This is a genomic window from Nocardioides candidus, from assembly GCF_041321175.1.
Lineage (GTDB): Bacteria > Actinomycetota > Actinomycetes > Propionibacteriales > Nocardioidaceae > Nocardioides.
The window spans coordinates 57,284-78,780 of the sequence record NZ_JBGGWC010000006.1 but is presented as its reverse complement, the minus strand read 5'-3'; the positions used below and the strand labels follow the sequence as shown (position 1 = coordinate 78,780).

General features: G+C 72.3%; 21 protein-coding genes. 17 read left to right on the top strand and 4 right to left on the bottom strand.

The genetic code is table 11. The features are described from left to right. Position 1 precedes the first annotated feature (1 nt). From xerD to ACAX67_RS21280, 7 genes are all read left to right on the top strand, one after another. On the top strand, positions 2-943 hold the full coding sequence (gene xerD / locus ACAX67_RS21310) for a site-specific tyrosine recombinase XerD (protein ID WP_370705917.1): 942 nt from the start codon (positions 2-4) through the stop codon (positions 941-943). After that, on the top strand, positions 936-3,464 hold the full coding sequence (locus ACAX67_RS21305; RefSeq protein WP_370705916.1) for a DEAD/DEAH box helicase: 2,529 nt from the start codon (positions 936-938) through the stop codon (positions 3,462-3,464). Before xerD ends, ACAX67_RS21305 begins: the two co-directional genes overlap by 8 nt. Before the next feature lie 272 nt (positions 3,465-3,736). Continuing rightward, on the top strand, positions 3,737-4,672 hold the full coding sequence (locus ACAX67_RS21300; protein WP_370705928.1) for a ParA family protein: 936 nt from the start codon (positions 3,737-3,739) through the stop codon (positions 4,670-4,672). Next, positions 4,669-5,028 carry a hypothetical protein gene (locus ACAX67_RS21295; protein ID WP_370705915.1) on the top strand — a complete coding sequence of 120 codons (360 nt, stop codon included), beginning with the start codon at positions 4,669-4,671 and terminating at the stop codon, positions 5,026-5,028. Before ACAX67_RS21300 ends, ACAX67_RS21295 begins: the two co-directional genes overlap by 4 nt. A gap of 7 nt (positions 5,029-5,035) precedes the next feature. Further along, on the top strand, positions 5,036-5,884 hold the full coding sequence (locus ACAX67_RS21290) for a segregation and condensation protein A (RefSeq protein ID WP_370705914.1): 849 nt from the start codon (positions 5,036-5,038) through the stop codon (positions 5,882-5,884). Continuing rightward, positions 5,874-6,527 (top strand): SMC-Scp complex subunit ScpB, encoded by a 654-nt coding sequence (scpB, locus tag ACAX67_RS21285; RefSeq protein ID WP_370705913.1) that lies wholly within the window; start codon positions 5,874-5,876, stop codon positions 6,525-6,527. Before ACAX67_RS21290 ends, scpB begins: the two co-directional genes overlap by 11 nt. Then, on the top strand, positions 6,524-7,291 hold the full coding sequence (locus tag ACAX67_RS21280; RefSeq protein WP_370705912.1) for a pseudouridine synthase: 768 nt from the start codon (positions 6,524-6,526) through the stop codon (positions 7,289-7,291). Before scpB ends, ACAX67_RS21280 begins: the two co-directional genes overlap by 4 nt. An 11-nt stretch (positions 7,292-7,302) precedes the next feature. On the opposite strand, the gene ACAX67_RS21275 is transcribed toward ACAX67_RS21280, so the two are convergent. After that, positions 7,303-7,758: an SRPBCC family protein gene (locus tag ACAX67_RS21275; RefSeq protein WP_370705911.1), complete on the bottom strand. Its 456-nt coding sequence runs from the start codon at positions 7,756-7,758 to the stop codon at positions 7,303-7,305. 78 nt (positions 7,759-7,836) lie between these two features. Here ACAX67_RS21275 and arfB point away from each other — a divergent pair, with 78 nt between their 5' ends. Genes arfB through ACAX67_RS21235 form a run of 8 tightly spaced genes read left to right on the top strand, consistent with a single transcriptional unit; the run spans position 7,837 to position 15,289 of the window. Next, positions 7,837-8,292, top strand: a complete 456-nt coding sequence (gene arfB / locus ACAX67_RS21270; protein ID WP_370705910.1) for an alternative ribosome rescue aminoacyl-tRNA hydrolase ArfB — start codon at positions 7,837-7,839, stop codon at positions 8,290-8,292. A gap of 22 nt (positions 8,293-8,314) precedes the next feature. Continuing rightward, on the top strand, positions 8,315-9,382 hold the full coding sequence (locus tag ACAX67_RS21265) for a prephenate dehydrogenase (RefSeq protein WP_370705909.1): 1,068 nt from the start codon (positions 8,315-8,317) through the stop codon (positions 9,380-9,382). 11 nt (positions 9,383-9,393) lie between these two features. After that, complete coding sequence (gene cmk / locus ACAX67_RS21260) at positions 9,394-10,083, top strand: (d)CMP kinase (RefSeq protein ID WP_370705908.1); 690 nt, start codon at positions 9,394-9,396, stop codon at positions 10,081-10,083. After that, positions 10,080-10,796 (top strand): lysophospholipid acyltransferase family protein, encoded by a 717-nt coding sequence (locus tag ACAX67_RS21255; RefSeq protein ID WP_370705907.1) that lies wholly within the window; start codon positions 10,080-10,082, stop codon positions 10,794-10,796. The genes cmk and ACAX67_RS21255 overlap by 4 nt, the downstream gene beginning before the upstream one ends. Beyond that, positions 10,793-12,118, top strand: a complete 1,326-nt coding sequence (gene der, locus ACAX67_RS21250) for a ribosome biogenesis GTPase Der (RefSeq protein WP_370705906.1) — start codon at positions 10,793-10,795, stop codon at positions 12,116-12,118. The genes ACAX67_RS21255 and der overlap by 4 nt, the downstream gene beginning before the upstream one ends. A 42-nt stretch (positions 12,119-12,160) precedes the next feature. Then, on the top strand, positions 12,161-12,784 hold the full coding sequence (gene imuA' / locus ACAX67_RS21245) for a DnaE2-dependent mutagenesis accessory factor ImuA' (RefSeq protein ID WP_370705905.1): 624 nt from the start codon (positions 12,161-12,163) through the stop codon (positions 12,782-12,784). A gap of 7 nt (positions 12,785-12,791) precedes the next feature. Continuing rightward, on the top strand, positions 12,792-14,417 hold the full coding sequence (locus ACAX67_RS21240) for a DNA polymerase Y family protein (RefSeq protein WP_370705904.1): 1,626 nt from the start codon (positions 12,792-12,794) through the stop codon (positions 14,415-14,417). A gap of 26 nt (positions 14,418-14,443) precedes the next feature. After that, complete coding sequence (locus ACAX67_RS21235) at positions 14,444-15,289, top strand: LLM class flavin-dependent oxidoreductase (protein ID WP_370705903.1); 846 nt, start codon at positions 14,444-14,446, stop codon at positions 15,287-15,289. 12 nt (positions 15,290-15,301) lie between these two features. Here ACAX67_RS21235 and ACAX67_RS21230 read toward each other — a convergent pair whose 3' ends face one another. Both ACAX67_RS21230 and ACAX67_RS21225 read right to left on the bottom strand, forming a co-directional pair. Further along, a complete protein-coding gene (locus tag ACAX67_RS21230) occupies positions 15,302-15,556 on the bottom strand; it encodes a hypothetical protein (protein WP_370705902.1) in 255 nt (84 codons plus the stop codon). 83 nt (positions 15,557-15,639) lie between these two features. Beyond that, positions 15,640-16,329: a class I SAM-dependent methyltransferase gene (locus tag ACAX67_RS21225; RefSeq protein ID WP_370705901.1), complete on the bottom strand. Its 690-nt coding sequence runs from the start codon at positions 16,327-16,329 to the stop codon at positions 15,640-15,642. Positions 16,330-16,396: 67 nt separating this feature from the next. Here ACAX67_RS21225 and ACAX67_RS21220 point away from each other — a divergent pair, with 67 nt between their 5' ends. Together ACAX67_RS21220 and ACAX67_RS21215 are read left to right on the top strand one after the other, a co-directional pair. After that, positions 16,397-17,725 (top strand): HNH endonuclease, encoded by a 1,329-nt coding sequence (locus ACAX67_RS21220; RefSeq protein WP_370705900.1) that lies wholly within the window; start codon positions 16,397-16,399, stop codon positions 17,723-17,725. Between the two features lie 7 nt (positions 17,726-17,732). Further along, the gene (locus ACAX67_RS21215) at positions 17,733-21,005 is read left to right on the top strand and encodes an error-prone DNA polymerase (protein ID WP_370705899.1); all 3,273 of its coding nucleotides are present in this window, start codon (positions 17,733-17,735) and stop codon (positions 21,003-21,005) included. On the opposite strand, the gene ACAX67_RS21210 is transcribed toward ACAX67_RS21215, so the two are convergent. After that, complete coding sequence (locus ACAX67_RS21210; RefSeq protein ID WP_370705898.1) at positions 21,006-21,473, bottom strand: hypothetical protein; 468 nt, start codon at positions 21,471-21,473, stop codon at positions 21,006-21,008. Positions 21,474-21,497: the final 24 nt, after the last annotated feature.

Sequence of the window (21,497 nt, the reverse complement as noted above, 5' to 3'; positions counted from 1 at the left end):
CGTGACGACCGGGCAGGTCGACCGGGCGATCCGGACCTACCTCGACCACCTCGGCATCGAGAAGGGGCTGGCGGCCAACACGCTGTCGTCCTACCGGCGCGACCTTCGTCGCTACCGCGAGTTCCTCGGGCAGCGCGGGATCGACGACCTGGGCAACATCGCCGAGGCGACCGTCACCGACTTCCTCGTCCGGCTCCGGGAGGGCGACGACGCGCACCCACCGTTGAGCGCCGCGTCCGCGGCGCGCACCGTGGTCGCCGTCCGCGGGTTCCACAAGTTCGCCGTGGCAGACGGCCTGGCCGGTGCCGATCCCGCGGCCGCGGTGAAGCCGCCCAGCCCGGCGAAGCGGTTGCCCAAGGCGCTGCCGCTCAGCGACGTCGAGGCGATCCTCGAGGCGGCGGGCGCGCCCGGCACCCCGTTGGCGCTCCGCGACCGTGCCCTGCTGGAGGTCCTCTACGGCACCGGTGCCCGGATCAGCGAGGCGGTCGGCCTCGACGTCGACGACGTCGACACCGAGGAGGGCGCCGACGCGACCGTGCTGTTGCGCGGCAAGGGCAGCAAGGAGCGGATCGTGCCGATCGGCTCCTACGCGCTGGAGGCCGTCTCGGCCTACCTCGTGCGGGGTCGGCCGGTGCTCGCCGCCGACGGCGCCGGCACGCCCGCCCTCTTCCTCAACGCGCGCGGCGGCCGGCTGTCGCGGCAGTCCGCGTGGGCGGTGCTGGTGAAGGCTGCCGAGCGCGCGGGCGTCACCAAGGACGTCTCGCCGCACACGCTGCGTCACTCGTTCGCGACCCACCTGCTCGACGGCGGCGCGGACGTGCGTGTCGTGCAGGAGCTGCTGGGGCACGCCTCCGTCACGACGACCCAGGTCTACACGCTGGTCACCGTCGACAACCTCCGCGAGGTCTTCGCGACCGCGCACCCCCGGGCGCGCGATGCCTGAGCCGTCGGAGATCGCCTACGACCGGCTGATGGCGCTGGTCGCCGACCGCGGGCTCGAGCTCTACCCGCACCAGGAGGAGGCGGTCCTGGAGCTGCTGGCGGGCAACAACGTCATCCTGGCGACGCCCACGGGGTCCGGGAAGTCGCTGGTGGCCCTCGCTGCGCACATGGCGGCCCTCGCCGACGACCGGGTGAGCTTCTACACCGCGCCGATCAAGGCCCTGGTCAGCGAGAAGTTCTTCGAGCTGTGCGCCGTCTTCGGCGCCGACGACGTCGGCATGCTCACCGGCGACGTCGCCGTCAACGCCGATGCGCCGATCATCTGCTGCACCGCGGAGGTGCTGGCCAACATCGCGCTGCGCGAGGGCGAGCGGGCCGACGTCGGCCTGGTGGTGATGGACGAGTTCCACTTCTACGGCGAGCCCGGGCGCGGCTGGGCCTGGCAGGTGCCGCTGATCGAGCTGCCCCAGGCACAGCACCTGCTGATGTCGGCCACGCTCGGCGACGTCACCGACCTCGCTGCGGACATCACCCGGCGCAACGGCCGCGAGACCGCGGTGGTCGACGACGCCGTACGGCCGGTGCCGTTGTCGTTCCGCTGGTCGCTCGACCCGGTGGAGGAGACCCTCGAGGAGCTCGTCACGACGGGTCAGGGTCCGGTGTACGTCGTGCACTTCACCCAGGCCGCCGCGGTCGAGCACGCGACCGGTCTGCTCAACAAGACGATCCACGACGCCACCAAGGAGGCCCGGGCGGAGATCGCCGCGCGGCTCGAGGACGTCCGGTTCGCGGCCGGCTTCGGGAAGACGCTCTCCAAGCTGCTGCGCCGCGGCATCGGCGTGCACCACGCCGGGATGCTGCCCCGCTACCGGCGGCTGGTCGAGCAGCTCGCCCAGGCGGGCCTGCTGACGGTGATCTGCGGCACCGACACGCTCGGGGTCGGTATCAACGTGCCCATCCGCACGGTGCTGTTCACCGGCCTCGCCAAGTACGACGGCCAGCGGCAGCGCGTGCTGAAGTCGCGCGAGTTCCTGCAGATCGCGGGCCGAGCAGGGCGGGCGGGCTTCGACACGGCGGGATACGTGGTCGTCCAGGCGCCCGAGCACGTCATCGACAACGAGAAGGCCAAGGCCAAGGCCGCGGCGAAGAACGCCGCGATGAGCGAGGAGAAGCGCGCCAAGCGGGGGTCGAAGGCGCAGCTGAAGAAGCCGCCGCCGGGCACGGTCGTGTGGACCGAGCAGACCTTCGACAAGCTCGTCGAGGGCCGGCCGGAGCCGTTGCGGTCCCAGATGAAGGTCGACAACGCGATGCTCGTCAACGTGGTGTCCCGCGAGGAGGACGCCTTCGCGGTCATGCGCCGGTTGATGATGGACAACCACGAGGACCGGCGCAGCCAGCTGCGCCTCGCGAAGAGGGCGGTGCGCCTGACGCGGAGCCTGGTCGCCTCCGAGGTACTCACCCGGCTCGACGAGCCGGACCAGCACGGGCGGCGCTACGTGCTGACCGAGGCGCTCCCCGCGGACTTCGCGCTCAACCAGCCGCTGTCGCACTTCGCGCTGGCGGTGCTCGACGTGCTCGACCCGGACTCCGACTCCTTCACCCTCGACGTGGTGTCCGTGGTGGAGGCGGTCCTCGAGGCGCCGCGTCCGTTGCTGATGGCCCAGCAGCACGCCGCGCGCGGCGAGGCGATCGCGGCGCTGAAGGCGGAGGGGGTCGACTACGACGAGCGGATGGTGCTCATCGAGGGCGTCACCTGGCCGCAGCCGCTGGCTGACCTGCTCGAGCCGCTCTACGAGACCTACCGCGAGCGACACCCCTGGCTCTCGCCCGACGCGCTCGCCCCCAAGTCGGTGGTGCGTGAGATGTGGGAGCAGGGGATGGGGTTCACCGACCTCGTCGGGCGCTACCAGGTCGCGCGCTCCGAGGGACTGGTGCTGCGCTACCTCACCGACGCCTACCGAGCGGTGCGCCAGACGGTGCCCGCTGCGTTGCGGACCGAGGAGCTCGACCTGCTGGTGGACTGGCTCGGCGAGACGATCCGCCAGGTCGACTCGTCCCTGCTCGACGAATGGGAGGCGCTCACCGATCCGGACCACGCGTCGCGCGAGGTGAAGGACCACGCCCCGCCGCCCCCTCCCCGGCCGCTGTCCCAGCAGGGGCGGGTCTTCGAGGTGATGGTGCGCAACGCGATGTGGCGCCGCGTCGACCTCGTGGCCAGGGACGACCTCGACGCCCTGGCGGCGCTCGAGGACGGAGTGCCCGGTGCGGACTTCTCGCGAGCCGACTGGGACGCGGCCATCGAGGACTACTACGCCGAGCACGACCGGGTGCTCACCGACGGTGACGCCCGCGGCCCCGACCTGCTCTCGGCGGAGCGCGGCGCCTCCTCGTGGCGGGTCACCCAGACCCTCCACGACCCGGCCGGCCACCACGACTGGGTGATCGAGGCCGAGGTCGACCTCGCCGCTTCGGACGACGCGGGGGAGGCCGTCGTACGCACCCTCGCGATGCGACGGCTCTAGGTCTGGGGACCGTCGCTGGAGCGACTACCTCGACCAGCGATCATCCGTGCGGAGTGTCTGCGCAATGTCGCCGTGTCGACAATGTTGACTGGAGCCACGATCAGTTCAGGGCGGTGGGGAAGCTGCCCGTGACGGCTTCGAGGTGACATTCCATGATGGGTGGGTTCTCCAGTGGTTCGAGTGCTCCGGACATGCCGCCTCGGGCGAGGATTCCTGAGAGGAGCCCCGACGTGGATCCCGTGTCCGACCTGCTTCCCTTCGCCCGGCCCGAGATGACGCCGGCCGACGCCGAGGTGCTCGCCGGCGCCCCGGCGCCCGAGGCCGAGGCGGTCCCCGAGGCCGAGCTGGTCCCCGAGGCGGACGACCGTCCGCTCGGTCCGACCGGACGGCCGATGCCGGTCCTGCCCGACCCCCGGCCGGTGACCGAGCACGGTCCGGCGCGGGTGATCTCGATGTGCAACCAGAAGGGCGGCGTCGGCAAGACGACGACCACGATCAACCTGGGCGCCGCCCTCGCGGAGTTCGGGCGCAAGGTGCTCCTGGTCGACTTCGACCCGCAGGGCTCGCTGTCCGTCGGCCTCGGGCTCAACCCGCACGAGATGGACCACACGGTCTACAACCTCCTGATGGACCGCCAGACGCGGCTCGACGAGGTCGTCGTGCCGTCCGGCGTGCCCGGGATGGACCTGCTGCCCTCCAACATCGACCTGTCGGCCGCCGAGGTGCAGCTGGTGCACGAGGTCGCTCGCGAGCAGACCCTGCAGCGCGTGCTCGCGCCCGCGATCGAGCAGTACGACGTCATCCTCATCGACTGCCAGCCCTCGCTCGGCCTCCTGACGGTCAACGCGCTCACGGCCTCCGACGGGGTGATCGTGCCCCTGGAGTGCGAGTACTTCGCGCTGCGGGGTGTCGCGCTGCTCAAGAACACCATCGACAAGGTGCAGGAGCGACTCAACCCCAAGCTCGAGATCGACGGCGTGCTCGGCACCATGTTCGACGGCCGCACCCTGCACGGGCGCGAGGTGCTCGAGCGGCTCGTGCAGGCCTGGGAGGACAAGGTCTTCCACACCGTCATCCGGCGCACCGTGAAGTTCAGCGACTCGACCGTGGCCGGTGAGCCCATCACGTCGTACGCCTCGGGCTCCTCGGGCGCCGAGGCCTACCGCCAGCTCGCGAAGGAGGTGGCGCTCCGGTGCCTCGACGCGTGAGCCTGCCGACCGCCGACGACCTCTTCCGCCCCACCGCAGACCCCGACGAGCCGGTCGACGCACCTGCTCCGAAGCGGGCGTCGGTGCGTGCGGTGCCCGACGCGCCCGCCGAGCAGGCCGAGACCCCGGGGGAGAAGCGACCCTCGGGCCGGATCCGGCACGACGAGAAGATGACGGTCTACGTCACCTCCGAGGAGCTCATGGAGATCGAGCAGGTGCGCCTGCACCTGCGCGGCAAGCACGCGCTCGCGGTCGACCGCGGACGGCTCGTGCGCGAGGCGCTCGGCCTCGTGCTGGCCGACTTCGAGGCTCACGGGGAGGACTCCGCGCTGGTCAGGCGACTGCGTGAGCAATGATGCATCGGTGACGGCAGACACCGAGACGGGCGACCCGCGCGCCTTCGCGGTGCGCCTCGACAACTTCGAGGGTCCGTTCGACCTGTTGCTGAGCCTGATCTCCAAGCACAAGCTCGACGTCACCGAGATCGCGTTGTCGCAGGTCACCGACGAGTTCATCGCGCACGTCAAGCACCTCGGCGACGCCGACCTCGAGGAGACGACGTCCTTCCTCCTCGTCGCGGCGACCCTGCTCGACCTCAAGGCCGCGCGGCTGCTGCCGCAGGGCGACGTGGAGGACGAGGAGGACCTCGCGCTGCTCGAGGCGCGCGACCTGCTCTTCGCCCGACTGCTGCAGTACAAGGCCTACAAGCAGATCGCCGGCGTCCTCGAGACCCGCCTCGCCGAGGAGGCGCGGCGCTACCCGCGGGCCGTCGGCCTCGAGGAACGGTTCGCCAACCTGCTGCCCGAGGTGCTGATCGGCATCGGGTTGGAGCAGTTCGCCGGCCTGGCCGCGAAGGCGCTCGAACCGAAGCCGGAGCTGCAGCTGACCCTGCACCACATCCACGCTCCGGCCGTCAGCGTCCGCGAGCAGGCCGCAGTGGTGATGGAGCGGCTCCGCCGGTCCGGCACGATGACCTTCCGGGCGTTGTGCGGCGACTCGCCCGACACCCTGACCACGGTCGCCCGCTTCCTCTCCCTGCTCGAGCTCTTCCGCGAGGGAGCGGTCGCGTTCGAGCAGGTGACCGCGCTCGGCGAGCTCACGGTCCGCTGGACCGGCGAGGACGACGCCGACGTCGACGACCTGATCACCGACGAGTTCGACGGCGCACCGCCGGCCGAGGACCCCGAGAAGGAGAAGCCCGATGACCAGTGACGAGGTCCTCGCCGTACCCGTCGCCGAGCTGCGTCCCGCCCTCGAGGCGGTGCTGATGGTCGCCGACGAACCGCTCGACCAGCGCGCCCTCGCCTCTGCCGTGGGCTATCCGGAGGGCGAGGTGGCCGACGCGCTCGCTGCGCTCGCCGGGGAGTACGACGACCAGGGCCGCGGCTTCGAGCTGCGCAACGTCGCGGGCGGCTGGCGGTTCTACACGCGCGAGGAGTACGCCCAGGTCGTGGAGTCCTTCGTCCTCGACGGGCAGCAGGCCCGGTTGACCCAGGCCGCGCTCGAGACGCTCGCGGTGGTCGCCTACCAGCAGCCGGTGTCGCGGGCGCGGGTCTCGGCGATCCGTGGTGTCAACGTCGATGGCGTGATGCGCACGCTGGTCAACCGCGGCCTGGTCGAGGAGGCCGGCCAGGACGGCGAGCACGGCGCGACGCTCTACCGCACGACGTCGTACTTCCTCGAGCGGATCGGGGTCGTCTCCCTCGACGAGCTGCCGGAGCTGGCGCCCTACCTTCCCGACCTCGAGGACATGGAGGACGAGCTCGCGTCCCGGGCGGAGACGCCCGAGGTCGAGCCGGCGCCCGAGGTCGAGCCGGCGCCCGACGCCCAGCCGGCGCCTGAAGGCGACGCGTGACCCGCGAGATCGAGACCGACGACGGGGGCCTCGTCCGGCTGCAGAAGCTGCTGGCCCAGTCCGGCGTCGCCTCGCGCCGCAAGTGCGAGGAGCTGATGCTCGACGGTGAGGTCGAGGTCGACGGCGAGGTCGTCACCCGGCTCGGCACGAAGGTCGACCCTCGCGTGGCCGTCATCAAGGTGTCCGGCCAGCGGCTGCCCCCGATCAGCGACCACGTCTATCTCGTGCTCAACAAGCCGACGGGCGTGGTGTCGACGATGGCCGACCCCGAGGGACGGCGCACGATCACCGACGTGGTGGCCGAGCGGCTCGCGGCCGACCCGGCGCTGCGGCTCTTCCACGTGGGCCGGCTCGACACCGACACCTCGGGTCTCCTGCTGCTGACCAACGACGGCGACTTCGCGCACCGGATGGCCCACCCGTCCTACGAGGTCGAGAAGACCTACGTCGCCGAGGTGGCCGGTCGCATCGCGCGGGGCACGATCGCCGACCTGCTCGCCGGCGTCACGCTGGACGACGGCCCCGTGGAGGTGCGCCGAGCGCGGATCGTCGACGCGGCGGCGGGCAAGTCGATCGTGGAGCTGGTGATCCACGAGGGCCGCAACCGCATCGTGCGGCGGCTGCTCGACCACGTCGGTCATCCCGTGCGCAAGCTGACCCGGGTCAGGTTCGGCCCGGTCGAGCTGGGGTCGCTCAGGGCGGGCGAGACCCGTGAGCTGACCAACGACGAGCTCGGTCAGCTGCTGGAGTCCGTCGGCCTCTAGCGGGATCCCGGTCAGGCCTGGACGTCGCCGCGCCAGGCGCCGCTCTCGTGCCCGCGCGACTCGATGAAGGTCTTGAACCGCTCGAGGTCGCCCTTCACGCGGTGCTCGTCGAGGTTCACGGCGGAGCCGACCTTCTCCACGATGCCGCTGGGCTCCCAGTCGATCTGCACCATCACCCGGGACTTGTCCTCGTCGAGCTTGTGGAAGGTCACGACGCCCGCGTGCTTCGCCTCGCCGCTGGTGCTGGCCCAGGCCACCCGCTCGTCGGGGTGCTGCTCGGTGATCTCGGCGTCGAACTCGCGCTCCACACCGGCGATGTCGGTCACCCAGTGCAGCCGGGTGTCGTCGAGCTGCGTGATCGACTCCACCCCGGACATGAACTCGGGGAACGACTCGAACTGGGTCCACTGGTTGTAGGCCGTGCTCACGGGGACGTCGACGTCGATGGACTGCTGGATCTGGGTCATTCTTCCGCCTCTCATCATCGGGTTGCCCCTCGGAGGTACCCGATCGGCCGCACCGGCAGACGGACGTACAGTCCAGTCATGACCGCACCAGGCCAGGACCTCCAGGTGCCACCGGCCCCGGGGCTGCCGTCGGGGGCGACGATCCCGGCGGCGGAGCTGGTCGAGCGGTTCTCGCGGTCCTCGGGTCCGGGCGGGCAGTCGGTCAACACCAGCGACACGCGGGTCGAGCTGCTCTTCGCGCCGGGGACGTCCGCCGCGTTCACCGAGCCCCAGCGGGCGCGACTGGTCCGCAACCTGAGCGCGGAGCTGACGCAGGGTCAGGTCTCGGTCGTGGCGTCCGAGCATCGTTCGCAGCTGCGCAACCGGGTCGCGGCACGCGAGCGCCTGGTCGCCCTGCTGCGGGAGGCCGTCGCCCCGCCACCTCCACCACGCCGGCCGACGAAGCCGAGTCGCGCCTCGCAGCGCCGGCGGGTGGAGGCCAAGAAGCAGCTGGGCCGCACCAAGGCGCTGCGTGGGCGCGTCCGGGACGAGTGATCCCTCCCGATAGCCTGCCGGGGTGAATGCGGACCTGGGACCGGTGGAGGTCGTCGGCGCCGGACTGATCGGCACGTCGATCGCCCTGGCCTGTCGCCGGGCAGGTCTCGACGTGCTCCTGAACGACACCTCGCCCGAGCACCTGCGGACGGCGTCGGGCCTCGGCGCCGGGCGGGCGAAGGAGGACGGCGACGTCCCCGCGCTGGTCGTGGTCGCCGTGCCTCCCGACCACCTGGGTCGCGCGATCGCCGCTGCGCTCGACGCGGCGGGCGAGGGCACCGTGGTCACCGACGTCGGGAGCGTGAAGGCGGCTCCGCTCGCCACGCTGGCCGGGCACCCGGCACTGGCGCGCTACGTCGGCAGCCACCCCATGGCGGGCAGCGAGCGCTCGGGACCGCTCACCGCGTCGGCGGACCTCTTCTCGGGCCGGCCCTGGGCCATCACGCCCCACCCCGGCTCCGCCGCCGACGCCGTCCAGACCGTCGCCCGCCTGGTCCAGGTGTGCGGGGCGGTCGCCGTGCGCCTCTCGCCCTCCGAGCACGACCTCGCGGTCGCCCGCACGTCCCACGTGCCGCACCTGGTGTCCTCGCTGGTCGCCGGGACCCTTGCGGGCGCGGCGCCGGAGCACCTCGCGCTGACCGGCCAGGGCGTCCGCGACGTCACCCGGGTGGCCGGCGGGGACCCCACGCTCTACAGCCAGATCATCGGCGGCAACAGCGAGGCCGTGGCGGGCCTGCTGCGCGAGGTCCGCGACCGCCTCGACCTCGCCCTCGAGGCGGTCGCCGACGGGGATCGTGCGAGCCTGGAGTCGCTGCTCGCCCACGGGGTCGCCGGCACCCGCGCCATCCCGGGCAAGCACGGCGGTCCGGTGCAGACGCTCGCGGCGGTCCACGTCGCCGTACCCGACCATCCGGGCGAGCTCGCCCGGCTGTTCGCCGACGTCGGGTCGAGCGGCGTCAACATCGAGGACGTGCGCATCGACCACGACCCGGGCCGCCCCGTCGGTCTCGTGGAGCTCGACGTCGCCGAGGGCCGCGCCGAGGAGCTGCTGGTCGCGCTCGAATCCAAGGGTTGGGTGACTCACCGGTAGCATGGTCGCCCGTGGATGCAGGTGATCGGAGCGCTGCGCTGGGCTCGCTCGTGGTAGCCGTCGACGGGACGTCGGGCTCGGGCAAGTCGAGCACCTGTCGCGCTGTCGCCGACCGGCTCGGCCTGCGCTACCTCGACACCGGCGCGATGTACCGGGCCGTGGCCTGGTGGATGCTGCAGCACGACGTCGACGTGCACGATCCGGAGGCCGTCGCGGCCCGGGCCGATGCGCCCCGGCTGGTGTCCGGCACCGACCCGCTGGCCCCGACGATCACCCTCGACGACGTCGACGTCTCGACCGAGATCCGCAGCGACGCGGTCAACGCTGCGGTCTCGCCGGTGAGCGCGGTGCCGGCCGTGCGGAGCCGCTTGGTCGACCTGCAGCGCTCGATCATCGACGGCGGCGGCATCGTGGTCGAGGGCCGCGACATCGGTTCGGTCGTCTGGCCGGATGCCGGCCTCAAGGTCTACCTGACCGCCGACCCCGCCGCCCGCGCCGCGCGCCGCGCGGCCGAGGCGGGCTCGAGCGACGTGACGGCGACCCGGGAGTCGCTGCTCAACCGCGATCGCATCGACTCCTCGCGCGCCGTGGCGCCACTGACCATGCCCGACGGCGCGGTCCACGTCGACTCCACCGACCTGACCCTCGACGAGGTCGTCGACCTGGTCGTCGGCCTCGCGACGGCACCGGCGGACGCATGAACCGCGCCGCTCACGGGGAGCGGCCGCGCAGCGACGTCGTCCGGCACCCGCACCGCTGGCTGCTCCACGGCGGCCGCCCGCTGTCGCGGTGGATCATCCGGCGGCGGTACGACGTCCGGGTGCTCCACCCCGAACGGTTCCCCCGCACCGGGCCGGCGGTGGTGGCCGCCAACCACGTCGGCGTGATCGACGGTCCGCTGATGGCGATCTTCGCGCCGCGACCCGTGCACGCGCTGACGAAGATCGAGATGTTCGAGGGCCGGCTGGGGGGCTTCCTCCGCCAGACGGGTCAGATCCCGCTCGACCGCTACCGCACCGACACGCGCGCGATCCGGCTGAGCCTGCGGGTCCTGCGTGACGGCGGGGCCGTCGGCGTCTTCCCGGAGGGCACCCGCGGCAGCGGTGAGCTCGACCGGTTCCAGCACGGCGCCGCCTACCTCGCGCTGGTGACGGGTGCCCCGGTGGTGCCGTTGACGTTCCTCGGCACCCGCGAGCCGGGCGGCGGGATGAACTCGCTGCCCGCGCGGAAGACCCGGATCGACATCGTTGTTGGAGAACCGGTGCCGGTTGCCGCCGTACCGTGGCCGCGACAGCGTGCCCTGGTCGCCGCGACGGCCGATGACTTGCGCCAGCGGATGCTGGCCGGCCTGAAGGAGGCGCTGGCCGAGAACGGCCGTAGCCTGCCGGGCCCGATCATGAAGGAAGAGCTGTGAGTGAAGAAGTGGTGCCGGTCCTGGCCGTCGTCGGCCGGCCCAACGTCGGGAAGTCCACGCTGGTCAACCGGATCCTGGGCCGCCGCGAGGCGGTCGTGGAGGACATCCCCGGTGTGACCCGCGACCGGGTGTCCTACGACGCCGAGTGGAACGGCCGTGCGTTCACGGTGGTCGACACCGGCGGCTGGGACCCCGACGCGCGCGGGCTCGCCGAACGGATCGCCGCCCAGGCCGAGATCGCCGTCTCCCTGGCGGACGCGACGCTCTTCGTGGTCGACGCGACCGTCGGCATCACCGATGCCGACGAGGAGGTCGTGAAGATCCTCCGCAAGTCGGGCAAGCCCGTCGTGCTGGCCGCCAACAAGGTCGACGACGAGCGCGCCGAGGCCGAGGCGTACGCGCTGTGGAACCTGGGGCTCGGGGAGCCCTACGTGGTCTCCGCGCTGCACGGTCGCGGCTCGGGCGACCTGCTCGACGCCGTGCTCGCGGTGCTGCCGGAGCCGCCGCCGGTCACCGAGAAGGAGCTGGGCGGCCCGCGTCGCGTCGCGATCGTCGGCCGGCCCAACGTCGGCAAGTCGTCGCTGCTCAACAAGCTGGCGGGGGAGGAGCGCGTGGTCGTGGACAACGTCGCCGGCACCACCGTCGACCCGGTCGACGAGCTCGTCGAGCTGGGCGGACGGCAGTGGCGCTTCGTCGACACCGCGGGCATCCGGAAGCGGGTCAAGGAGGCCTCGGGCCACGAGTACTACGCCTGGCTCCGCACCTCTACCGCGATCGAGCGCGCTGAGGTGTGCGTGCTCGTCCTGGACGGCCAGGAGTCGATCGCCGAGCAGGACGTGCGGATCCTGCAGGCGGTGCGCGAGTCGGGCCGTGCCCTCGTGATCGCGTTCAACAAGTGGGACCTGGTCGACGAGGAGCGTCGCTACTACCTCGACCGCGAGATCGAGCGCGACCTCGTGCAGGTGCAGTGGGCGCCGCGCATCAACATCACCGCGCGCACGGGGTGGCACATCGACCGGTTGGTGCCGGCCATCGACAAGGCGCTCGAGGGCTGGGAGACGCGGGTCTCGACCGGCGCGCTCAACGCGTTCCTGGGGCGGCTCGTGGCTGAGCACCCGCACCCGGTGCGCAGCGGCAAGCAGCCGAAGGTGCTGTTCGGCACCCAGGCCACCACGTCCCCGCCGACCTTCGTGCTCTTCACCTCCGGCAAGCTCGACGCGGGCTACGAGCGCTACATCGAGCGGAGGCTGCGCGAGGAGTTCGGCTTCGTGGGCACGCCGATCCAGCTGCAGGTGCGGCCGCGGGAGAAGCGCAAGCGTTGAGACGCTCTTGATTTGTTCGAACAGATGTTCGAACATGGGTGAGTGAGTGCGCAACCGCTTGAGGTCGTCCGGCCGTCCCCGTCAGGGGCGCCGGACGACGTCGTGGCAGCGCTGCAGCGGAGGATCGAGTCCCTCCAGGGCGGTCCGACCCGGCTGACGGTGCCGGTGCACCCCTCGCTCGAGGGGCTGGTGCAGCTGCGCACGGGCACGAGCTACGCCGTCGACTCCGCCACCCTCGCCCTCGGTCTCGCCTCCGGTGCGTCGCGTGCAGGGGAGTGGGTCGGGTTCGCCGGCTGGGGCGACTTCGGGGCCGAGGCCGCCGCGCAGTGGGGCATCGACCTGCGCCGGACCGTCCTGGTGCCCGAGCCGGGCGAGCTCTGGCTCGAGGTGGTCGCCGCGCTCGTCGACGTGCTCAAGGTCGTCGTGCTCAAGCCCAACGGGAGGGTCGACGCGAAGTCGGCGTCGGTGCTCGACGCCCGGCTCCGGGCGCGGTCCTCGGTGCTGGTCGTCTGGGGCGAGTGGCCCCGCGTCGAGGCGCGGGTGAGCGCCGAGCAGGCGCACTGGACGGGGGTGGATCGTGGCCGCGGTCGTCTCGACCGGCGTGAGCTGCGGGTCGCGGTCACCCGCGGCGCCCGGAGGTCGGCCCACGACCTCGTCCTCCCATGAGCACGCCATGAGGGTGCTCGTTGCCTGGTGCCCCGACTGGTCGGTCACGGCCGGGCTGTTCGAGCTGGCCGAGGCGGCCGACTCCCCGGTGCGCGCGGGCGACGAGCCGGCCGCGGTGCTGAGCAACAACGTGGTCGAGGTGTGCAACGCCGCTGCGCGCGCCGAGGGCGTACGACGCGGGCACCGCCGTCGTGACGCCCAGTCGCGCTGCCCGGAGCTCGTGCTCCTCCCCGCCAACCCCGAGCGCGACGTCCGCTACTTCGAGCCGGTGCTCGCCACCGTCGAGGACCTGCGGCCCGGGGTGGCTCCGATCCGGCCGGGCCTCCTCGCCGTGCCGGCTCCGGGGCGCTACTTCGGCGGCGAGCGCCACGCGGCGGCACTCCTCGCCCAGCACCTCGTCGACGCCGGGGTGTGGGACTGCCGGTTCGGCGTCGCCGACGACCTCTTCACCGCCGAGCAGGCAGCGCGGCAGGCCGAGGTGCAGGACTGCGTGGTCGTGCCGACCGGCGGCTCGGCCGCTTTCGTGCAGGCGCTCCCGGTGCGGGTCCTCGCCGATGCCGTGGACGGTGGCGAGGACGGCCGGGAGCTGGCCGACCTCCTCCGGCGGCTCGGGCTGCCCACGCTCGGCGACTTCGCCCAGCTGTCCCGCTCGGAGGTGAGCAACCGGTTCGGAGGGTTCGGGCTGAGCGTCTGGCAGCGCGCCAGGGGTGGGGTGGCGACCACCCTCGGCTCCCGCCAGCCACCGCCGGAGCTGGCCTGCGAGATCGGTTTCGAGCCGCCGCTGGAGTCGGCAGAGGCGGTGTGCTTCAGCGTCCGCACCACCGCGGAGAGGTTCGTGCAGGGATTGGCCGAGCGGCAGCTGGTGGCGGTCGCCGTACGCATCGAGGCGGAGGCCGACGGTGTCGTCACGTCGGCGCGCACCTGGATGCACCCGCGCTGCTTCACCTCGCGCGACCTCGTCGACCGGGTGCACTGGCAGCTGCAGGCGGGACTGGCGACATCGGGGCTGCGCAGCCGGCGCGACCCAGGATCGGTGCGGGCGCCGGTCGAGCGGGTGCGCTTCCTCCCCGAGACCGTCGAGCCGGCCGAGGACCACGCGGAGGGGCTGTGGGGCGGCGGCGCCGACGAGCAGGTGACGCGGGGCGTGGCACGGGTCCAGGCGATGATCGGCTTCGACGCAGTGCGCACGCCGGTGCTGCAGGGCGGGCGGAGCGTCGCCGACCGGCAGGCGAGCGTCGCCTGGGGCGAGCGCCCCGTCGGCCTGCGGCCGCTGGACCGCCCCTGGCCCGGGCAGATCCCCGGCCCGGCGCCGTCGCGGGTCTTCCCGACCCCGTTGGGCGCGGAGGTCGTCGACGAGTCGGGGCGGACCGTGGCGGTCACCGAGCGCGGAGCCGTGACCGGCGAGCCGTGGCGCTACCGGATCCTCGCGTCCTCCGACGTCGCCGGTCACGAGGGACACCGGTGGACGCCGGTGGCCAGCTGGGCCGGACCCTGGCCGGTCGACGAGGCGTGGTGGCTGGCCGAGGGAGGTGCTGGCCGGTCGGCGCGGTTCCAGGTCGTCGGCGTCGACGGACGTGCCTGGCTGCTGGTCTGGCGGGCGAGCGGCTGGGAAGCGGAGGCGGGCTACGACTGAGGGCGGGCACGACTACTGTGCGAGCCATGCAGCTGAGGCGTCACGCGATCGTCTGGCCGATCCACGACTGGCCAGAGATGGCACGGACCTGGCGGCGCACCGAGGAGCTCGGCTTCGAGGGCGCCTGGATCTACGACCACCTGGCCTGGCGCGGCCACACCCCGTGGGACGACGCCTACGCCTCCCTGGCTGCTGCCGCGGCCGTCACCTCGCGTGTCCGGCTCGGCACGCTGGTCACCTCCCCGAACTTCCGCACCCCCGTCCCGACCGCGTCGGCGATCCGCACGATCGACCGGATCTCCGGCGGACGACTCACCCTCGGCATCGGCGCCGGCGGCACCGAGCACACCTCCGACGGCGACGTGCTCGACCGCGAGTGGAGCCCCCGCGAGCGTGCCGACCGGTTCGAGGAGTGGGTCGACCAGCTCGACCTGCTGCTCACCGGCGCGGCGGTGTCGGCCACCGGGCAGCACTGGTCGATGCGCGGCGTCACCGTCTCGCCCGGCCTGGTGCAGCACCGACCACCCTTCTGGATCGCCGGCAACGGACCGCGCGGCCTGCGCCTGGCGGCGCGGCACGGCCAGGGCTGGATCGCCAACCCGATCAGCGAGACGCCGTACGCCGAGGTGCGCGAGCGGCTCGCGCGCCTGGCCGACGCGTGCGCCGACGCGGGCCGCGACGTCGCCACGATGCCGCGACTGCTGCTGACCGGCTTCACCGACGAGCCGTGGCTGGCCTCGCGGCAGGCGTACGACGACCTGGCCGGTCGCTACGCCGAGATCGGCATCACCGACGTCGCGCTCCACTGGCCCCGGCCGGGCTCGGAGTGGGACGCCGACCCGGCGGTCTTCGAGGAGATCGCGGCGGGCTGATGCCGGTGCGGGTCAGGCGGTCGGTTCGGACTCCGCCTCCGAGGTCTCGCCCTCCTGGGTCGCCTCGGTTTCGGTGTCCTCGCCCTCCTTCGTCTCGTCGGGCAGCTGGTCGTCGGTCGCCGGGTTGAGATCGGGGTCGAGGTCGCGCGGCACCCGCGAGTAGGGCCCGTCCCCGCCCACGCCGGGGATGGCGTTGGGGCCGCCGGGTGAGGGGTCGGGAGGCTCGGCGACGGGCGTAGGGCGGCGATGCGACGGTTGGTCGGTCATTCTCGTCTCCTCGGGTCGAGCGCTCCGGAGAGGAGGTATCCCTCGGACGGTGGTTCATCCGTCGCAGTGCTCAACCGGCCCTGTCACCTGTTGTCGAACCACACCACGGACATCTCCACGTCCGGGTGGGCGTGCGGACCGCGGACCTCGGTGACGGCTGAGAAGCCCCAGGCTCGGAGGTCGTCGGCGATCGCCGACCGGCCGCGGTCCTCGTTGTTCTTGCCGACGACGAGCCGGCCACCGGGGGTGACGACGTGGTCGAGAAGATGCCGGACGTAGGCCTCGCGCCGGGTGGACGGGACGTACTCGAGCCCGGTCCGCACGTAGTCGAACCGCATCGGCGGCTGCCAGTGCGCGGCGTTGGCCGTCCAGATGCGGTCGTGCCACTGCGGGTAGCGCGCCCGGGCGAGCGCGGCGATGGGCGGGGAGATCTCGACGCCGTAGGGCTCGATGCTCAGGCCGCGCTCGCCCGACCAGGTCGCGACCGACGCCATGAGGAGGCCGTTGGCGCACCCGACGTCCAGGAAGCTGCCCGGTCGGTCGACGGCGTGGAGGACCATGCCGCGGGAGGCGCGCCACTCCTCGGCGGTGCCGGCATGGCCCGAGCCCATCTGCTCGGTCTCGGCGTCGAGGTAGACGGGCTCGACGACCGCCCGCACCTCGTCGTGCCACTGGCCCTGGGTGATCTCACCGCGTTGGAAGGCGAGGTCGATGCGACGGAACCGGTCGAAGCCGTGCTCCTTGGCGCGCTCACGGTCGAGGTCCGAGGTCACCGGGCCAGGATTCCACAGGGTGCGGCTCCGGGCTTGTGTTCGAACACGTGTTCGATAGAATGGGTGCATGGCAACCACCCAGCTCACCGCGGACCAGGTCGGCGACCTGACCTCCGCGCTGCTCAGTGGCGGGTTGCCGCAGGATCCCGCTGCGCTGGTCGACCTCGTCGACGGTCTCGAGCGGATGAAGTCGGCGCTGTGCGCGATCCAGGGTGAGGCCACCGTGGCCCACGACGCCGCTCGGCGCAAGGTCGAGTCGGAGCAGGGCGTCTCGTCCCGACGGCAGGGCAGGGGAGTGGCGCGCGAGATCGCGTTGGCCCGACGAGAGTCGCCGCACCGCGGGCAGACCCTCCTCGGCCTTGCGAAGGTGCTGCACCACGAGATGCCCCACACCCGCGCCCGGCTGTCGGACGGCACGCTCAACGAGTTCCGCGCGATCCTCCTGGTCCGCGAGACCGCCTGCCTGACGGCCGAGGAGCGGGCGTTCGTCGACGAGGAGCTGTGCGCCGACCCGGCAGCGCTCGTCGGGCTCGGCACCCGGCATCTCGTGGCGCGGGCGAAGAAGCTCGCCTACGAGCTCGACCCGGCCGCCGTCGCACGACGCGCGAGCAACGCCGAGAAGGACCGTCACGTGAGCGTGCGACCGGCGCCCGACACGATGACCTACCTGACCGGGCTGCTCCCCGTCGCCCAGGGCGTCTCGGTCCACGCCGCTCTGGTTCGTGACGCCGACGCCCTCCGGGCGAAGGGCGACCCTCGCAGCCGCGGTCAGCTGATGGCCGACCTGCTTGTCGCCCGGGTCACCGGTGCCGACCTGGTCGACGATGCGCCGCCACCGATGCCGGTGCTGGTCAACCTCACGATGTCGGACGCCACCTTGCTCGGCGGTCACCGGCCGGCAGAGGTCGGCGCCGACGGAGTGGCGCCGGAGCTGGTGCCCGCCGAGATCGCGCGGTTGCTGCTGGGGCGCGCCCTGACCTCGCAGGTCGACGCGCTGGTCCGCCGGCTCTACGTCGACCACGGCGGCCGGCTGGTGGCGATGACCAGCAAGCAGCGGTTCTACGCCGACGGCCTGGCCGAGCTCGTCGCCCAGCGCGACCTCGGCATCTGCCGCACGCCCTACTGCAGCGCCCCGGTCCGGCACCGCGACCACGTGGTGCCGGTGTCCGCCGGGGGCGCGACGGACGCCGACAACGGGCAAGGGCTCTGCGAGGCGTGCAACCTCGCGAAGGAGGTGCCGGGCTGGCGGCATGAAGCCGTCGACGACCTGCGCCACGCGGTGGAGACGATCACTCCCACCGGCCACCGCTACCGGAGCACGGCCTCGCCACCGATGGGCTGGCGCGAACCACGCTGGGTGAGAGAACGGCCCGGCGTCTACACCCTGGTCGCCTGAGACCGCCATGGGATGGAGCAACCCGCCGGTCCCGTGGCGGGAGATCGAGCGTCGGCTGTCCGGGCGCAGGCCAGGCATCGAGGACGCGCCGGTGTCGCGCCGCAAGCGACCCACCATCGAGGTCCACGACGTCGAGCGCCCCGAGACCGTGGTGCCCTACGCCGAGCTGCACTGCCACAGCCACTTCAGCTTCCTCGACGGGGCGAGCAGCCCCGCCGACCTGGTCGCCGAGGGGAGCCGTCTCGGTCTGAACGCGTTGGCCATCACCGACCACGACAACTTCGCGGGGGCGCCGCTCTTCGCCGAGGCGAGTGCGGCCTACGGGATGCCGACCGTCTACGGCGCCGAGCTCTCCCTCGGCCTCACCGGCCCGCAGAACGGCGTGCCCGACCCCGAGGGCCGCCACCTCCTGGTGCTGGCCAGGGGGGTGGAGGGCTACCACCGCCTGGCCGGGGCGATGACCGAGGCACACCTGCGCGGCGACGAGAAGGGGCGGCCGTCGTACGACCTCGACGAGCTGACCGATCTCGGACGCGACCACTGGGTCGTGCTCACGGGGTGCCGCAAGGGGCAGCGCACGGCGGAGGAGGTCGACGACCTGGTCGCCCGGTTCGGTCGCGACCACGTGGTCGTCGAGCTCAACGGGCACGGCAAGCCCGGCGACGACCTCACGCACGACGCGCTGGCCTCCCTCGCCCGCTCACGTGGTCTCCAGCTCGTCGCGACCGGCAACATCCACCACGCCACCCCGGCCAAACGCCGCCTGGCTGCCGCGATGGCGGCGATCCGGGCCAGGCGCAGCATCGCCGAGCTCGACGGCTGGCTCGACCTCTCGGGCTCCGCCCACCTGCGCAGCGGTGCCGAGATGATGCAGCTCTACGGTCGCTTCCCCGGGGCGGTCTCCCACACCGTCACGCTCGCCCAGGAGCTGGCCTTCGACCTCCGCAAGGCCTCGCCACGTCTGCCCAAGCGGGGGATCCCCGAGGGGCACACGCCGGGCTCGTGGCTGCGGGTCCTGACCGAGCGCGGCTTCGAGGAGAGGTACGCCGGCACCGACCTCGAGCACCAGGCGCGAGCACGCATCGAGGCCGAGCTCGACGTGATCCTGCGCAAGGACTTCGCCGGCTACTTCGTGATCGTCCACGACATCGTGCGGTTCGCCCGCGACCGGGGGATCCTCTGCCAGGGCAGGGGCTCCGCCGCGAGCTCCGCGGTCTGCTACGCGCTCGGCATCACCGCGATCGACTCGGTCTACTTCCGGCTCCCCTTCGAGCGGTTCATCTCCGAGCACCGCGAGGAGGAGCCCGACATCGACGTCGACTTCGACTCCGACCGACGCGAGGAGGTCATCCAGTGGGTCTACGAGACCTACGGGAGGCGCAACGCGGCGCAGGTGTGCAACATCGTCAGCTACCGGCCACGGATGGCGGTCCGCGACGCAGCCAAGGCGCTCGGTTTCTCCACCGGGCAGCAGGACGCGTGGTCGAAGTCCGTCGACGGGTGGTCGAGCGCGGTGGAGACGGAGTCGCAGATCCCGCCGCCCGTGGTCGCGCTCGCCGAGGAGCTGCTCTCGGCGCCGCGCCACCTCGGCATCCACTCCGGCGGCATGGTCCTCACCGAGCGGCCGATCGGCGAGGTCTGCCCGATCGAGCGCGCCCGGATGCCCGGTCGCACCGTGCTGCAGTGGGACAAGGACGGCTGCGAGTCGATGGGGCTGGTGAAGTTCGACCTGCTCGGGCTCGGCATGCTCGGCGCGCTCGACCACATGATGCGGCTCATCGAGCAGCACCTCGGCACGCGGTGGGCGCTGGAGACCATCCCGAAGGAGGAGCCGGCGGTCTACGACATGCTCTGCCGTGCCGACTCCATCGGCGTCTTCCAGGTGGAGAGCCGCGCGCAGATCGGCACCCTGCCCCGGCTCAAGCCGCGCAGCTTCTACGACCTCGCCATCGAGATCGCCCTGATCCGTCCGGGGCCGATCCAGGGTGGTGCCGTCCACCCCTACATCCGCCGGGCGATGGGCAAGGAACCGGTCACCTACGACCATCCCTCGCTCGAGCCGGTGCTCGGCCGCACCCTGGGTGTGCCTCTCTTCCAGGAGCAGCTGATGGCGATGGCGGTCACCCTCGGCGACTGCACCCGCGACGACGCGGACCTGCTGCGCCGCGCGATGGGCTCCAAGCGCGGTGTCGAGCGCATCGAGAAGGTCAAGGAGAAGCTCTACGCCGGGATGGCCCGCAGGGGCATCACCGGCGACAAGGCCGACGGGATCTACGTGAAGATCCTGTCCTTCGCCAACTTCGGCTTCGCCGAGTCGCACGCCCTCAGCTTCGCGCTGCTGGTCTACGCCTCGTCGTGGTTCAAGCTGCACTATCCCGCGGCGTTCCTCGCCGGGTTGCTGCGCAACCAGCCGATGGGCTTCTACTCGCCGCAGTCGCTGACCGCAGACGCCCGCCGCCACGGGGTGAGCGTGCTGAGACCCGACATCCACCTGTCGCAGGCCAAGGCCGACCTGGAGGCCTGCGACCCGGTCGACGACAAGCACCGCTACGACGGCAGCCTTGCCGTGCGTCTCGGGCTCGACTCGGTGCGGGGGATCGGCAAGGACCTGGCCGAGCGCATCGTCGCGGTGCGGGCGGAGGCGCCGTACGCCGACATCACCGACCTCTCCCGCCGTGCGGGACTGACCTCCGCCCAGCTCGAGGCACTGGCGACGGCGGGGGCGTTCGACGGTTTCGGGCTCGACCGGCGGCAGGCGCTGTGGATGTCGGGCTACGCCGAGTCCGACTCCCAGCTGCCCGGCAGCACGCCTGCCCCGCCGCCGCCGACGCTGCCGGGGATGAGCGACGAGGAGCTGACCCTGGCCGACCTGTGGGCCACGCGGATCTCGCCGGAGCGGCACCCGATCGAGCACCTGCGCGCCGACCTCGACGCTGCGGGCATCTTGCCGATCACCACCCTGTGGCGCACCGAGCCCGGCCGCCGGGTCCACGTCGCCGGCCTCATCACCCATCGCCAGCGACCGGGCACGGCGATGGGCATCACGTTCCTCAACCTCGAGGACGAGACCGGAATGCTCAACGTGGTCTGCTCGGTCGGCGTGATGAAGGCGCACCGCCAGGCGGCCCGCAACCGGGTCGCGGTGATCATCCGCGGCAAGGTCGAGCGCACTGACGGCGTGGTCAACCTGGTGGCCGACAAGGTCGAGCCGCTCGACGTGCTGGTGCCCGGCGCCGGCTCGGCGCTCCAGGCACGGCAGTCGTCACGAGACTTCAGGTGACTAGCTTGCCGGTGACTGGGCCTCGAGGTCGTCGCAGGTGAAGTCGTCGCAGCTGACCTTCCAGGTGCCGTCGACGTCGGTGAGCCGGTAGGTCGTGGTGATGTTGATGTACCGCGACCCCACGACCGCCGTCGCGGTGTCGCCGGTGACCTGGACGTTCGACACGAGGATGTCGTCCTTGGTGAACTGCGGCTGGACCCACCCGGTCTTCCGCTGGTCGCACGCCTCCTCGGACGTCGCGTCGCTGAAGAGCGAGAGCTTCACCAGGTAGTCGTCGGTCAACAGCGTGCAGTCGGGGTCGAGCAACGACTGCACCAGCACGTCCTCGACCGCCTGCTGCTCGGCCGAGAGCGTCGAGCTGGGGGAGGCCTCGGGCGTCGTGCCCGCGTCGTCGGAGCCGTCGTCCCCGCCGCACGCTCCGAGGAGGAGAAGAGGAGCGAGTGCGGCGGCGACGAGTGCAGGCTTCATGGGGCCGAGTAAAGAGCATCGGCC